The 12492-nt window shown below is 64.8% G+C and carries 15 protein-coding genes and 1 other RNA gene; 9 read left to right on the top strand and 7 right to left on the bottom strand.

Going from position 1 to position 12492, the window contains the following annotated elements; translation table 11 throughout:
- Positions 1–12 precede the first annotated feature (12 nt).
- Entirely contained in the window at positions 13–372 is a 360-nt protein-coding gene (locus ACIPXZ_RS04425) for a nuclear transport factor 2 family protein (protein WP_400590916.1), read from the top strand.
- Positions 373–500: 128 nt separating this feature from the next.
- The gene (locus ACIPXZ_RS04420; protein WP_400590915.1) at positions 501–761 is read left to right on the top strand and encodes a GlsB/YeaQ/YmgE family stress response membrane protein; all 261 of its coding nucleotides are present in this window, start codon (positions 501–503) and stop codon (positions 759–761) included.
- Positions 762–827: 66 nt separating this feature from the next.
- On the opposite strand, the gene ACIPXZ_RS04415 is transcribed toward ACIPXZ_RS04420, so the two are convergent.
- Complete coding sequence (locus tag ACIPXZ_RS04415; protein WP_400590914.1) at positions 828–1562, bottom strand: FadR/GntR family transcriptional regulator; 735 nt, start codon at positions 1560–1562, stop codon at positions 828–830.
- Positions 1563–1743: 181 nt separating this feature from the next.
- Here ACIPXZ_RS04415 and gndA point away from each other — a divergent pair, with 181 nt between their 5' ends.
- Complete coding sequence (gene gndA / locus ACIPXZ_RS04410; RefSeq protein ID WP_400590913.1) at positions 1744–3180, top strand: NADP-dependent phosphogluconate dehydrogenase; 1437 nt, start codon at positions 1744–1746, stop codon at positions 3178–3180.
- 142 nt (positions 3181–3322) lie between these two features.
- Here gndA and epsC read toward each other — a convergent pair whose 3' ends face one another.
- From epsC to msrA, 3 genes are all read right to left on the bottom strand, one after another.
- Positions 3323–3898 (bottom strand): serine O-acetyltransferase EpsC, encoded by a 576-nt coding sequence (gene epsC, locus ACIPXZ_RS04405; RefSeq protein WP_400590912.1) that lies wholly within the window; start codon positions 3896–3898, stop codon positions 3323–3325.
- 196 nt (positions 3899–4094) lie between these two features.
- Positions 4095–5030, bottom strand: a complete 936-nt coding sequence (cysK, locus tag ACIPXZ_RS04400) for a cysteine synthase A (RefSeq protein ID WP_400590911.1) — start codon at positions 5028–5030, stop codon at positions 4095–4097.
- Between the two features lie 65 nt (positions 5031–5095).
- On the bottom strand, positions 5096–5620 hold the full coding sequence (gene msrA, locus ACIPXZ_RS04395) for a peptide-methionine (S)-S-oxide reductase MsrA (RefSeq protein ID WP_400590910.1): 525 nt from the start codon (positions 5618–5620) through the stop codon (positions 5096–5098).
- Between the two features lie 74 nt (positions 5621–5694).
- Here msrA and ACIPXZ_RS04390 point away from each other — a divergent pair, with 74 nt between their 5' ends.
- Together ACIPXZ_RS04390 and ACIPXZ_RS04385 are read left to right on the top strand one after the other, a co-directional pair.
- The gene (locus tag ACIPXZ_RS04390; RefSeq protein WP_400590909.1) at positions 5695–6666 is read left to right on the top strand and encodes a Nif3-like dinuclear metal center hexameric protein; all 972 of its coding nucleotides are present in this window, start codon (positions 5695–5697) and stop codon (positions 6664–6666) included.
- Positions 6667–6813: 147 nt separating this feature from the next.
- Positions 6814–7548, top strand: a complete 735-nt coding sequence (locus ACIPXZ_RS04385; RefSeq protein ID WP_400590908.1) for a zinc ribbon domain-containing protein — start codon at positions 6814–6816, stop codon at positions 7546–7548.
- Between the two features lie 12 nt (positions 7549–7560).
- Here the strand turns inward: ACIPXZ_RS04385 and ACIPXZ_RS04380 are convergent, their stop codons facing one another.
- Positions 7561–8325 (bottom strand): YaaA family protein, encoded by a 765-nt coding sequence (locus ACIPXZ_RS04380; RefSeq protein WP_400590907.1) that lies wholly within the window; start codon positions 8323–8325, stop codon positions 7561–7563.
- A 67-nt stretch (positions 8326–8392) separates the two neighbouring features.
- On the opposite strand from ACIPXZ_RS04380, the gene rnpB reads away from it, so the two are divergent.
- The 4 genes from rnpB (at position 8393) to ACIPXZ_RS04360 (ending at position 11670) form a co-directional block, all read left to right on the top strand.
- Positions 8393–8763: RNase P RNA component class A (rnpB, locus tag ACIPXZ_RS04375), an RNA gene on the top strand.
- 189 nt (positions 8764–8952) lie between these two features.
- Positions 8953–10395: a glyceraldehyde-3-phosphate dehydrogenase gene (locus tag ACIPXZ_RS04370; RefSeq protein WP_400590906.1), complete on the top strand. Its 1443-nt coding sequence runs from the start codon at positions 8953–8955 to the stop codon at positions 10393–10395.
- Between the two features lie 153 nt (positions 10396–10548).
- Positions 10549–10740: a hypothetical protein gene (locus ACIPXZ_RS04365; RefSeq protein ID WP_400590905.1), complete on the top strand. Its 192-nt coding sequence runs from the start codon at positions 10549–10551 to the stop codon at positions 10738–10740.
- 123 nt (positions 10741–10863) lie between these two features.
- Entirely contained in the window at positions 10864–11670 is an 807-nt protein-coding gene (locus ACIPXZ_RS04360; protein WP_400590904.1) for an HNH endonuclease family protein, read from the top strand.
- Positions 11671–11688: 18 nt separating this feature from the next.
- On the opposite strand, the gene ACIPXZ_RS04355 is transcribed toward ACIPXZ_RS04360, so the two are convergent.
- Both ACIPXZ_RS04355 and ACIPXZ_RS04350 read right to left on the bottom strand, forming a co-directional pair.
- The gene (locus ACIPXZ_RS04355; RefSeq protein WP_400590903.1) at positions 11689–11841 is read right to left on the bottom strand and encodes a hypothetical protein; all 153 of its coding nucleotides are present in this window, start codon (positions 11839–11841) and stop codon (positions 11689–11691) included.
- Between the two features lie 90 nt (positions 11842–11931).
- Positions 11932–12438 carry a GNAT family N-acetyltransferase gene (locus tag ACIPXZ_RS04350; protein ID WP_400590902.1) on the bottom strand — a complete coding sequence of 169 codons (507 nt, stop codon included), beginning with the start codon at positions 12436–12438 and terminating at the stop codon, positions 11932–11934.
- Between the last annotated feature and the right edge of the window lie 54 nt (positions 12439–12492).

Raw genomic sequence — 12492 nt, 5'->3', positions numbered from 1 at the left:
GATGATGGATCCATGGACACTCACGATCTGAACAGCCCGGCCGGGATCGCCACGCTCTACTTCGACTGTTGGAGGGCTGGGGACCCGGAACCGCTGCGGCCCTATCTCTCGCCCGACGTCACCTTCGACGGGGTGCTCGGAAGCACCCACGGTCCCGAGGATTTCCTCCGGGGTCTCACCGCGATGTTCGCTGCCACGGATTCCCTGCAGATCCGGCTCCGGCTGGCCGACGAGCGGGACGCCGTGACCTGGTCGGAGCTGCGGATGGACGGCAAGGAACCGGTGGAGGTCGCCAACTGGACCCACGTGGAGGACGGGGTCATCACCGCGGTCCGCGTCACCTTCGACCCACGCCCACTGTTCGCGGCCTGAACTGGAGCTTTGCCCACGGCGATGCCGGACGCTCAGAATGTGCCCCCTCCTCATTCAGCCCACATTCAGCTTAGGCTGGAGGGAGCCCTACCGGGCAGAGACAGAACTTTCCACAGAAAGGCAACGTCATGGGATTCATCGGTTGGATCGTACTCGGTTTGATCGCCGGCGCCATTGCGAAGGCGATCATGCCAGGGAAGCAGGGTGGCGGCTGGCTGGCCACCCTTCTCCTGGGTGTGGTGGGAGCCTTGCTGGGCGGCTGGATCGGTTCCGCTGTCTTCCATGTGGGCCTGAACGAATTCTGGTCCCTCTCCACTTGGCTCCTGGCCATCGTCGGCTCGCTGATCGTTCTCTTCATCTGGGGACTGATCACCAGGAAGCGCAGCTGAGCTGAGAAGAGAAGGAGGGCCCGTCCGTTGGACGGGCCCTCCTTCTTCGTGGGGGAGCGAGAGCTGTCAGGCCCGGGGCGGGACGAATACGCGCGGTTGTCCAGCCCATTGGGGAGACAAGTCCTCGATGGTCTCATTGATGAGCTTGGTCGAGGCCCGCCGCGCCGTCACTGCTTTGCCGTCCAGGATCGCCCGGGCCACGTCGAGATGCCATTGCAGGGCCTCTTCTTTCGGCTGCGACGGCATGAGGCCGTGCGTCGTCCGGCCCGCCAGGGTCTCGGCCACCTGCCCGATGAGGGTCGCGAACATCTCGTTCCCGGACCCTGAGAGGACCAGGGCGTGGAAGCGGGTGTCGAGCTCAAGGAACCGTTCGAGCCGCCCCTGACGCCCCACCCGGGCCATCTCCTCCGCAACCTGCATGAGCTCCCGGCGGAGAGCGAAGGGAGCGTTCTGCGCCGCGAGCTCGCTTGCCACGGGTTCGACGGCGGAGCGCAACTCGGCGAGCGAGCGCAACTGGGCGCCCCGCGCGTCGCTGTCCATCCGCCAGCGGATCACGCTCGCATCGAAAGGATTCCAGGCGGACGCGGGCAGGACCCTGATACCGACCCGTTTGATGCTCTCGACCATGCCGATGGACTGCAGAACGCGCACGGCCTCCCGCACCACGGAGCGGGAGACTTTGAGTTCTGATTCGAGGCTCTCGGCGAGCATGACATGCCCGGGCGGCAACGCTCCCGTCACGATCCGGTGGCCCAGGATCTCCAGGGCCTGATGATGAAGGCTAGGCTGACGGCTCGTCATCGATGTCCGAATCCTCACAGTGAAGTGATCAAATGGGAGTGAAGAACACCAGCCTAGGCACTTCTCAGGTCCGGGCGAAATGTTCGTCACCTTGGTGGCAGCCCTTCCCTCGTCTATGACGAGGACGTAGGGTGGAAACGCGTCCTAAAAATCAGATTACTAGTATTGATGTGGAGTGTAGATGCCTGCACATATCGGTGTCACCGGCCTCGCCGTCATGGGAGCCAATCTGGCTCGTAACCTCGCCCGCAACGGATTCACCGTTGCCCTGCACAACCGTTCGGTGGAGAAGACCGACGCCCTCCTGGCAGCACACGGCGATGAAGGCGACTTCGTCCGCACGGAGACGCTGCAGGAACTCGTCGATTCGCTGGAGAAGCCCCGCCGGGTACTCATCATGGTGAAGGCCGGCGCCCCCGTCGACGCCGTCGTCGATCAGCTCGTCCCGCTGCTGGACGAAGGCGACATCGTGATCGACGCGGGCAACTCCCACTACTCGGACACCCGGCGCCGCGAGGCGGCCCTGGCCGAGAAGGGACTGCACTTCGTGGGCGTCGGAGTCTCCGGCGGTGAAGAAGGCGCCCTCAACGGCCCGTCGATCATGCCCGGTGGGTCCAAGGAGTCCTACGACGCACTCGGCCCGCTGCTGGAGAAGATCTCCGCCCACGTGGACGGCGAGCCCTGCTGCGCCTGGATCGGCACCGACGGTGCCGGCCACTTCGTCAAGATGGTCCACAACGGCATCGAGTACGCCGATATGCAGGTCATCGGTGAGGCTTACGATCTGCTGCGCAGCGGTGCCGGCATCGAGCCCGCCGAGCAGGCGAAGATCTTCGCAGAGTGGAACAAGGGCGAGCTGTCCTCCTTCCTCATCGAGATCTCCGCCGAGGTCCTCGGACACGTGGATGCCAAGACCGGCAAGCCCTTCGTGGACGTGGTGGTCGACTCCGCAGGCCAGAAGGGCACCGGCCGCTGGACCGTGCAGTCCGCGTTGGATCTCGGTTCCCCGGTCTCCGGCATCGCCGAATCCGTGTTCGCCCGCGGCATCTCCTCCCAGCGCTCCCAGCGCGCCATCGCCCAGGAGACCCTGGCAGGCCACGAGGCCGAGGTGGCGCTCCCGGAGAACTTCGTGGAGGACGTCCGTCAGGCGCTCTACGCCTCCAAGCTCGTCAGCTATGCCCAGGGCCTGGACATGCTCACCAGCGCCGCCAAGGAGTACGGCTGGGATCTCAAGCTGGACGAGATCGCTTCTCTGTGGCGGGCCGGTTGCATCATCCGCGCCGAGCTGCTCAAGGACATCATGGCCGCCTACAAGGGCGATGCCACGCCGGAGAACCTGCTGTTCGCTCCGGCCTTCGTCGAGTCCGTCGGCGCGGCCGTCCCGGCCTGGCGTCGCGTGGTGGCCACCGCGGTGCAGCTGGGTATTCCGGTGCCGGTGTTCTCCTCCTCGCTGGCCTACTACGACGGTCTGCGCCGCAAGCGTCTCCCGGCGGCCCTGATCCAGGGCCAGCGTGACCTCTTCGGCGCTCACACCTACGGCCGTGTGGATGAAGAGGGCACTTTCCACACCCAGTGGAGCGGCGATCGCAGCGAAGTCAGCGCGGTCGACACTCACTGACACCCCTGTACGACGGCGGCCCCCATCGGAAGGTGGGGGCCGCCGTCGTTGTTTCCGCGCGTTGTGTGCTCAGTTGTGGCTGATGATTTCGCCGAACACCCGCCACAACTGAGCACACAACAGCAGCCGGCGGGGGAGAGGCTCAGATGTAGTAGTACTCCGCAGGGTCCACGGCGGGCTTGGTCTCGACCTCGGCCACCCGAGGCCGCCAGGTGGCCGGGATACCCGTGATGATCGAGTTGGCCGGAGCATCCTTGACGACGACGGCGTTCGCGCCGACAGCCGAATCGGCACCGATCACGATGGGTCCGAGAACCTTGGCTCCTGCGCCGATGGTGACCCGGTCTCCGATCGTGGGGTGGCGCTTGACCTTCGCCAGGGAGCGGCCGCCGAGAGTCACCCCGTGGTAGATCATGACGTCGTCGCCGATCTCGGCCGTCTCGCCGATCACCACGCCCATGCCGTGATCGATGAAGAACCGGCGGCCGATCGTGGCTCCGGGGTGGATCTCGATCCCTGTCAGGAAACGGGTCAGCTGGGAGAGGACGCGGGCCGGGAACCGCAGTGCAGGGTTCCTCCACATACGGTGGGTCACACGGTGGACCCAGATGGCGTGCAGGCCCGAATAGACGAAGAAGTTCTCTGCGGAGCCGCGGGCTGCCGGGTCATGCGATCGGGCGCCCTCGAGGTCCTCTTTCAGCCGGGTGTAGAAGCTCACGCTGTCCTTCGGGTCGCCGTACACGCTGGGCGTACGTGGTGTGTTCTGAACGGGTAACCAGTGCGGCGGGCAAAGAATTCCCCGGGCAGCCGACTGCCCGGCGCCGCGCTCCGCCCCGGGCTCCCATCGTGTGCTGGCACGGGGTGGGAGTCTTTCGGAGCGGGAAGTGCGACGCCGGGCAGTGGCGTTCGGCGGATCAGCCGCGGATGTCGTCGTACAGCACGGTGGAGATGTAGCGCTCACCGAAGTCGGGGACGACGGCGACGATCAGCTTGCCCTTGTTCTCCGGGCGCTTCGCCAGTTCGAGTGCGCCCCAGACGGCTGCGCCGGAGGAGATGCCGCCGAGAATGCCCTCCTGGACACCCAGCGCGCGGGCTGTGGCGACCGAGTCTTCGAGAGTGGCGTCCAGAACCTCGTCATAGACGGCCGTGTCGAGGACTTCCGGGACGAAGTTGGCGCCGAGGCCCTGAATCTTGTGCGGGCCGGGTGCGCCGCCGTTGAGGATGGGGGAGTCCTTGGGTTCCACGGCGACCACCTGAACGGACGGCTTGCGCTCTTTGAGGACCTGACCGACGCCGGTCACGGTTCCGCCGGTGCCGACGCCGCCGACGAAGATGTCGACCTCACCGTCGGTGTCGGCCCAGATCTCCTCGGCCGTGGTGGTGCGGTGAATGGCCGGGTTGGCCGGGTTGGCGAACTGCTGGGCCCAGATGGCGTTCTCCGTGTTGGCCACGATCTCCTGGGCCTTTTCGACGGCGCCCCGCATGCCTTCGGAGCCAGGGGTCAGGACGATCTCCGCACCGAAGGCGCGCAGCATCACGCGGCGTTCGGTGGACATGGTCTCCGGCATGGTCAGGATGACCTTGTATCCGCGAGCCGCACCCACCAGGGCCAGTGCGATGCCGGTGTTTCCGGAGGTGCCTTCGACGATCGTGCCACCCGGCTTCAACGCGCCGGCCTTCTCAGCGGCGTCGACGATGGCGACGCCGATGCGGTCCTTGACGCTGTTGGCCGGGTTGTAGAACTCCAGCTTCACGGCGACCGTGGCCTCAAGACCCTCGGTCAGACGGTTCAGCCGGACCAGGGGGGTACGGCCGATGAGCTGGGTGACGTCGTCGTAGATACGTGCCATGGTGAACTGCTGCCTATCTCCAGTCGGATGGTTAAGGTAAGCCTAATGAGCGGCCGAGCCGCTCGTCAGGACTTCAGCCATGCGGAGTAATATTTCCGGGCCTTGGCCAGCTTGGGATTGATGATCACCTGGCAGTAGCCCTGCTGCGGGTTGTTGGCGTAGTAATCCTGATGAATCGCCTCAGCCTCATAGAAACGGCTCGCCCGGGTCACCTCCGTGACGATCGGGGCGTCCCAGAGGGCCTGGTTCCGTTCGATGGCCTCTTTGTACAGCATGGCCTCCTCCTCGTCCCGGTAGAACATGGCGGAGCGGTACTGGGTACCCACGTCATAGCCTTGCCGGTTCAAGGTGGTCGGATCATGCAGCGCGAAGAACATGTCGAGGATGACCTCCGCAGGAATGACTGATTCGTCGAAGGTCACCTCCACGGCCTCCGCATGGCCCGTGGTGCCGGCGCAGACTTCGTAGTAGCCCGGATCGGGCACGTGCCCACCCGTGTAACCGGAGATGACCGAGGTGACGCCGCGCGTCTGCTGGTAGACCGCATCGAGGCACCAGAAGCAGCCGCCGGCCAGAAGAAAAGTTCTCACAGCCTGCTCAATGCATCCAGCCCGGGAATTGTTCCCGGACCGGAGTGTTCGATGCGATGGGGTAGAACAGAGGTATGGACAACGAGACGCCCTCAGCGGGCGAGCACCTCGGGGATGACACCGATAGCGGCTTGGGGGAGCCGGACACCGTGCCCGAGGACGAAACCAGTGGTCACAGCGAGGATGCACAGCCGGAAACGGCCCCGCCGACGTTGGCGGAGGTGTTGCTGGCAGTCGAAGAGCTCTGGCCGGAGTCGCTGTCCGAGGAGTGGGACCGGAACGGTCTGGTCACCGGCCGGCTGGAACAGCGGATCCGACAGGTCCGTTTCGCCGTGGATCCGACCCTGGAGGTCATCCAGAACGCCGTCGACGACGACGTCGACCTTCTGATCACCCACCATCCGCTGCTTCTGCGCGGGGTGAGTTCGGTCGCCACCACGACTGCGAAGGGGCGCGCCGTTCACCTGTTGATCGAGAACGGCATCGCGCTGCTCACGGTGCACACGAATGGGGACTCGGCCGTGGGAGGAGTTTCCGACGTGATCGCGGATGCGCTGGGGCTGACGGATCGTGAGCCGCTCAGCCAGGCTCGTAACGGCCTGCCGGAGGAAGGCATCGGACGGGTGGGCTCCCTCGCCGAAGCCACCACCCTTGGTGAACTGGCCGCCCGGTTGTGCGCCTTCCTGCCATCCGTTGCGGGCGGCATCAGGGTCGCCGGTGAACGTGACGCCGTCGTGAGCCGCGTGGCCGTCTGCGGGGGTGCCGGGGATTCGCTTTTCCACGAGGTGCGGGCACGGCAGGCGGACGTCTACATCACCGCAGATCTTCGTCACCATCCGGCATCGGAGGCGCGGGAGGAAGCCCGTGGCGGGCGGCCCTATCTGATCGATGTCTCGCACTTTGCGAGCGAATGGCTGTGGCTTCCGGCCGCTGCACAGGCCTTGGACAACGTCCTGGAAGACCAGGGCTTCGGGGTGGAGATCGGCGTCAGCGGAATCAACACCGACCCCTGGGACTTCATCCTCACGCCACACGGGGATGCCTGAGGACGCCGCTTTCGGTCAGGTCCTTGCGATGAACATCCCGGGTGGCCGCGTGGTTGCATTCCACAGCGCCTGAATATCGCCTAGTCTCAGAGCACTTGTCTAGTCATAGGGCGTTGCGGAACGGCGGCGGCGCCACAGGAGGTTCGCATGGCCAAATCACCAGCGGCAGAACAGTTCAAGCTCCTTGAACTCCAGGCTTTCGACAGCGCCCTCAAAGCGCTGTCCACCCGGCTGACGCAGCTTGACCAGGACCCCCGCTTGCCTGTGCTTCGTTCGGCCGTCGAGGAGACCAAGGCCGGTGCCGCCGAAGCGGTCCAGGCGAGGGAAGTCGTGAAGAAGGCGTTGACAGGTCTGGAAGACGAGGTCGGTGCGCTGGACACCAAGATCGAGCGTGACACCGTGCGTCTGAACGCGGGAGGGCTTTCGAAGGACCTCATGGCCCTTCAGAAGGACATTGAGACACTCAGTGCCCTCAAGTCCTCCAAGGAGGACACCGAGCTGGAACTGATGGAGGAGCTGGAGAGCGCAGAAGCCGAGGTGAGCACCCGACAGGACGCCCTCGCTGAGGCGCAGCGGCAGCTCGACGCCGTTCAGGAGGAACTCGGAGGGCTCCGCGCCGTCAGCCTTGAGGAGAAGACGAAAGTGTCCCTCGAACGCGAAGCGTTCGCCGGCACGATCGACCAGGCGCTGCTCGCCCTCTACCAGAAGACCCTCGACCGTCGTGGGGTCGGGGCCGCGAGGCTCTTCCACGGGCACAGCGAGGGGTCGGGCATGGATCTCAGCCCGGGTGACCTGGCCGAGGTCCGGGCGGCAGCCGAGGACGAGGTGGTGTACTGCCCGGATTCCGGCGTCATCCTCGTCCGCAGCCCGGAATGGGTCTGACGGCGGCCCGGATCAATCCGTCAGTACGAGGTTGAGGGCGTGGGGCCGCTTAGCGCTCCCGGCCACCAGTTCCGCTCGATAGAACTCACGTGCCACCCGGAGGAGATCTTCGGGCGTCGCGGGGGTCTTGCCTCGACGGGACAGCAGATGCCGGCCCAGTTCACCGCGCGTGTGTTTGGCGAAGTGGCTGACCACGCTGCGCTTGCCGTCCCGTTCACGGAAGACGTTCACCGCCACCGTTTGCTTGGCCGGCGGGACCCAGGCCGTGGCGTAGGTGCTTGAACGGCAATCCACCAGCAGTTGTCCCTCGCTGAGATCCTTCAGCGCATCGTTCAGCCTCGGCTTCCAGAAGGAGGCGAGGCGTCCGAGCCCGCCCAGGGCGGTGCTCATCGACAGGCGGTAGGCGGGGACGACGTCGTCGAACCGCAGAGCGCCCCAGAGCGCCGAGATGATGACGACGGTGTCGTCGGCCTTGCGCTTCTGGACCGGTGTCAGCGTGGCGTAGCCGAGCGCGTCGTACAGGACGCCGGAGTACACGCTATGCGCCGGAGCTGCGGCTTCATGCCGCAGACGGGTGTTCCGCGCGACTTCCTCGTGAAGGGATGCCCCGACGCCGAGCAGTGCCAGTGCATCCTCGTGCGAGCTCACCGTCCCAAGCGCCTCCAGGACCTCGGCTCGTGCTTCATTGAGCATGGGGAAGCTCAGCGAGGTGAAATCGACGGGGGAACCAGACGCCGCAGCGGTCTTGCCCTCGGAGGGCGGGAGGAGGATCAGCACCGTTCGATGGTAGCCAATCGGAGGCTGGGCTGAGAGACGGACCGGGAGGGATAGAATGGTCGGCGGACGGGTTGGCCGGGCGATCGCGTTGACATGAGTCACCGAGGAAAGTCCGGGCTCCGCAGAGCAGGGTGGTGGGTAACGCCCACTCGGGGTGACCCGCAGGCCAGTGCCACAGAGAACAGACCGCCCCGTGCGTGCACGGGGTAAGGGTGAAACGGTGGTGTAAGAGACCACCAGCTCCCCGGGCGACCGGGGAGGCTAGGTAAACCCCACCTGGAGCAAGGCCAGACAGGATGTGTTCGAGGGCTGCTCGCCCGAGCATCCGGGTAGGCCGCTTGAGGCCACTGGCAACAGTGGTCCTAGATGGATGATCGCTACGCCGCACCTGGCAACGGGTGCGGCTGACAGAACCCGGCTCACAGGCCAACCCGTCCACTCATCTCCGCGTTTGTGACTGATGTCACCGGAGTCCCGTCCCGGGGGCGGTCCCCGGGACGATAAACTGAAGCCGAACGCTGTTGTTCACCCCGCCGGGCCTGCGTTCGCCTAGGCGGTTTTTTCATGCCCTGAACCCCGGTGGCGAACTGCGCCCGACGTCGCGCGCAGAAGAGAAAGGTTCCTTGAGTGAGTCAGAACTCCGAGTCCTTCGAGCAGTGGATGAGCCGTGAGGCCAAGGCGGAGGCGATGATCCCGATCGTCGGCCGTCTGTACCGCGACAACAATGTGGTGACGAGCATTCACGGGCGCAGCCTGATCAACAAGTCCACCATGCAGATTCTTAAGGCGCATCGTTTCGCCCGCCGGATCAGCCAGCGCGAGCTGACCCTGGAGGACACCTTGCCGCTCGTGGAGGCGATCGACCGCCTTGAGCTCGGCGCCGCGGCGGTCGATCTGGCCCTGCTGAACGAGAAGTACCACGACACCGCCGCCGGCCGTCCGCTGGAGGAGTTCCTTCGGGAGGAGCTGGCTCCCGTCGTCGGCCGCCAGGGTGCTGATGACCGGACCAGTCAGGACGTGGTGTTGTATGGTTTCGGCCGGATCGGCCGTTTGCTGGCCCGGATTCTGGTGGAGAAGCATGGTGGCGGTCAGGGTCTGCGCCTGCGCGCGATCGTGGTCCGTAAGGGCAGTGACAACGATCTGGCCAAGCGGGCGAGCCTGCTCCGTCGTGACTCGGTTCATGGTCCGTTCGAGGGCACCATCCAGGTGGACGAGGAATCCCAGACGATCACGGTCAACGGGATCCGCATCCAGGTGATCTATTCGGACAGCCCGTCCACCGTGGATTACACCGCGTACGGCATCGACAATGCCTTGGTGGTGGATAACACGGGTCGTTGGCGTGATGCGGAGGGCCTCAGCCAGCACTTGCAGAGCAAGGGCGCGGCCCGGGTGTTGCTCACGGCTCCGGGCAAGGGGGAGTTGAAGAACATCGTGCACGGCATCAACCATGGGGTGATCTCGGATGAGGACACGATCGTCTCCGCGGCCAGTTGCACGACGAACGCGATCACGCCGGTGTTGAAGGCCATCAATGACAAGTTCGGTGTCCTGCACGGTCATGTGGAGACGGTGCATTCCTTCACCAATGATCAGAACTTGATTGATAACTTCCATAAGGGTGACCGTCGGGGTCGTTCGGCGGCGTTGAACATGGTGATCACGGAGACCGGTGCGGCCAAGGCCGTGGCGAAGGCGCTGCCGGAGTTGACGGGCAAGCTGACGGGCAACGCGATCCGGGTTCCTACCCCGGATGTGTCGATGGCGATCCTGAACCTGAACCTGGAGAAGGGCACCACCAAGGATGAGGTGAACGAGTATCTGCGTGAGCTGTCCCTGCATTCGGGGCTGCGGAAGCAGATCGATTACATCGACTCGCCCGAGGTGGTCTCCACCGACTTCGTGGGCTCGCGCCGCACGGGCATCGTGGACGGCCTCGCCACGATCGCCAACGAGAAGAACCTGGTCCTGTACGTCTGGTACGACAACGAGTTCGGCTACTCCTGCCAGGTCGTCCGCGTCATGGAGGAAATGGCAGGCGTCAACCCACCCACCTTCCCGGTGGCTTGATTTCGCCGCGGCCTGATTTTCCTGTGGCCTGATTTGGCCCTGGCCTAAATTCGCCGTGGCCTGACCCAGCAGTGCCAGGGACTTTCCCGAGAGACCACGCCAACCATGGCGTGGTCTCTCGCTTTTTCTCCTGGTCAGACCGAAAATGAGGGCATGGAACACGAGACAACTCTGGAACACGCACTCGACATCGCCACGGCCAACAGCAAGGAGGCGCACCGCCTTCTCGACCAGGCCAAGGGCATGCTGGCACAGGGCGACGTCACCCCCGAACGCGTGGCGCAGCTGCAAGAGCTGGCAGACGCGGCCGATGCAGATCTGCAGAGGGTGCGGAAGGAACAGTAGTTCTCCTCGCGGCGCTGGCGTGACATTTTCCACAAGCGCTCGTTGAGCAGAGAACACTGTCGGAGCCGCCTCATAGGCTGATGCGGTGCGCAGACGCGCACGGCGGATGAGGTGAGGAGGCCCATGAGTCTGACATGGACTCAGTACAAGAACAGACGCAGGCGATCCAGGGCGGCCACGGCCGCCCTGAGTCTGTTCACGATGGCGATACTGGCACTCGTGGGATGGTTCTTCCTCCGCGGCCAGTTCGACGTCGCAGGGACGGGCACGGGACCGACCGTCGCCCGCGTCTACGACTGGCGATGGATGAAACCGGTGATGGCACCGCATTCCGTCCCGGCAGAGCGTGCGTCGGCTCTGCTGGATGCACTGCCGGTCGCCGCGAAGGAGCCCGGCGGGAGCTATCAGCGCTCCGCCTTCGGCCAGGCCTGGGCTGACGAGGACCACAATGGCTGCGACACCCGGAATGACGTACTCCGCCGTGACCTGGAGCAGGTGACCTTCACCTCCAGCTCGGCGAAGTCTCAGTGCCGCGTGGCTTCAGGCGATCTCTGGGATCCATACAGTGGCAAGCGCATCGCCTTCACAAGAGGTGAGACGAGCAGTCAGGCCGTGCAGATCGATCACGTGGTGGCGCTGGGGGAGGCCTGGCGGAGCGGTGCGGATCGGCTCAGCGCTGCACAACGGCAGGCCCTGGCCAACGACCCCCTCAATCTGATCGCCGTCGACGGGGTGACCAATCAGTGGAAGAGCGCCCAGGACGCATCCACCTGGTTGCCCGCGAACCGTGGGTTCAGATGTCATTACGTGGCCCGGCAGGTCTCCGTGAAGTACGGCTACGGCTTGAGTATCAGCTCCGAGGAGAAGACAGCAATGCGTCGGGTACTCGACAGCTGCCCCGGACAGGCGACGATACGGGGTGCGGGATGACCCCAGGCTTCATGGAGGTCAGTCTTCGGCCCTTGCGGTTTCCGGGGTGTTCTCCTGCTTCTCGCGTGCCAGCTTGATGCCGTCCCGCACCGCTGAGCGCACGGTGAAGTACAGGAGGTAGAAGAAGATCAGGGTGAAGAGGATGCTCAGGACGATTTCGTTCAGGGACACCGTCATTGCTCCTTGTGATTCGCTCGGAATGAGCGATCAGCGTATCAGGGCGGCTGTTCCGGTGGGCAGCCGTATCGCAGCCCCTGAGGCCTACTTCAACTCCATGTATACGTCCGCACGCTCCAGCCGCCAGGCGTAGTAGTCGGCGACGGGCACCTCCTGCGGCTGCACCTGAACGAAGCCGCAGGAACGGTAGAGGTGCAATGCCGTGCTGAGTTCGTGATTGGTGCTCAGGAACAGGTGAGCCGCTCCGAGTTCGCCGGCCCGGGAAATCGCAGCGAGCACCAGTGCCCGTCCCACCCCACGTCCTTGCGACTCGGGCCGGACGCCCATCTTGGCCAGTTCGAAGACATCCTCCGGATACGAGACCAGGGCGACGCATCCCAGCACATCGCCGCTCTCCGTGTCGATGGCGAGCAGTACATCGCCGCCGGCCGCGATGATCCCAGTCCGGGGATCGTCGAGGGCCTTGAGGTCAGCCGGTTCCACGGCGAAATAGCGGGTCAACCATTCCTCGCTGATCTCCCGGAACGCCACGGCTTCGGCCTCGCTGCTCAGCGAACGGACCACGATCTTCTCCACGGGGACGATCTGCATTTCGGGGCTCCTCTCGGTCACTGGTGAAAGTCTTGTGGAGAAGGATCAAGAAAT

This window comes from Arthrobacter sp. NPDC090010, assembly GCF_044748305.1.
Lineage (GTDB): Bacteria > Actinomycetota > Actinomycetes > Actinomycetales > Micrococcaceae > Arthrobacter_E.
The sequence above is the reverse complement of the archived record's forward strand: the minus strand, read 5'-3'. Positions and strand labels throughout refer to the sequence as shown.

Bases quoted from the DNA above. Each gene is read 5' to 3' on its own strand.
- ACIPXZ_RS04425 (WP_400590916.1), top strand. From the start codon at position 13: ATGGACACTCACGATCTGAACAGCCCGGCCGGGATCGCCACGCTCTAC.
- ACIPXZ_RS04420 (WP_400590915.1), top strand. From the start codon at position 501: ATGGGATTCATCGGTTGGATCGTACTCGGTTTGATCGCCGGCGCCATT.
- ACIPXZ_RS04415 (WP_400590914.1), bottom strand. From the start codon at position 1,562: ATGACGAGCCGTCAGCCTAGCCTTCATCATCAGGCCCTGGAGATCCTG.
- gndA (WP_400590913.1), top strand. From the start codon at position 1,744: ATGCCTGCACATATCGGTGTCACCGGCCTCGCCGTCATGGGAGCCAAT.
- cysK (WP_400590911.1), bottom strand. From the start codon at position 5,030: ATGGCACGTATCTACGACGACGTCACCCAGCTCATCGGCCGTACCCCC.
- ACIPXZ_RS04390 (WP_400590909.1), top strand. From the start codon at position 5,695: ATGGACAACGAGACGCCCTCAGCGGGCGAGCACCTCGGGGATGACACC.
- ACIPXZ_RS04385 (WP_400590908.1), top strand. From the start codon at position 6,814: ATGGCCAAATCACCAGCGGCAGAACAGTTCAAGCTCCTTGAACTCCAG.
- ACIPXZ_RS04365 (WP_400590905.1), top strand. From the start codon at position 10,549: ATGGAACACGAGACAACTCTGGAACACGCACTCGACATCGCCACGGCC.
- ACIPXZ_RS04360 (WP_400590904.1), top strand. From the start codon at position 10,864: ATGAGTCTGACATGGACTCAGTACAAGAACAGACGCAGGCGATCCAGG.
- ACIPXZ_RS04350 (WP_400590902.1), bottom strand. From the start codon at position 12,438: ATGCAGATCGTCCCCGTGGAGAAGATCGTGGTCCGTTCGCTGAGCAGC.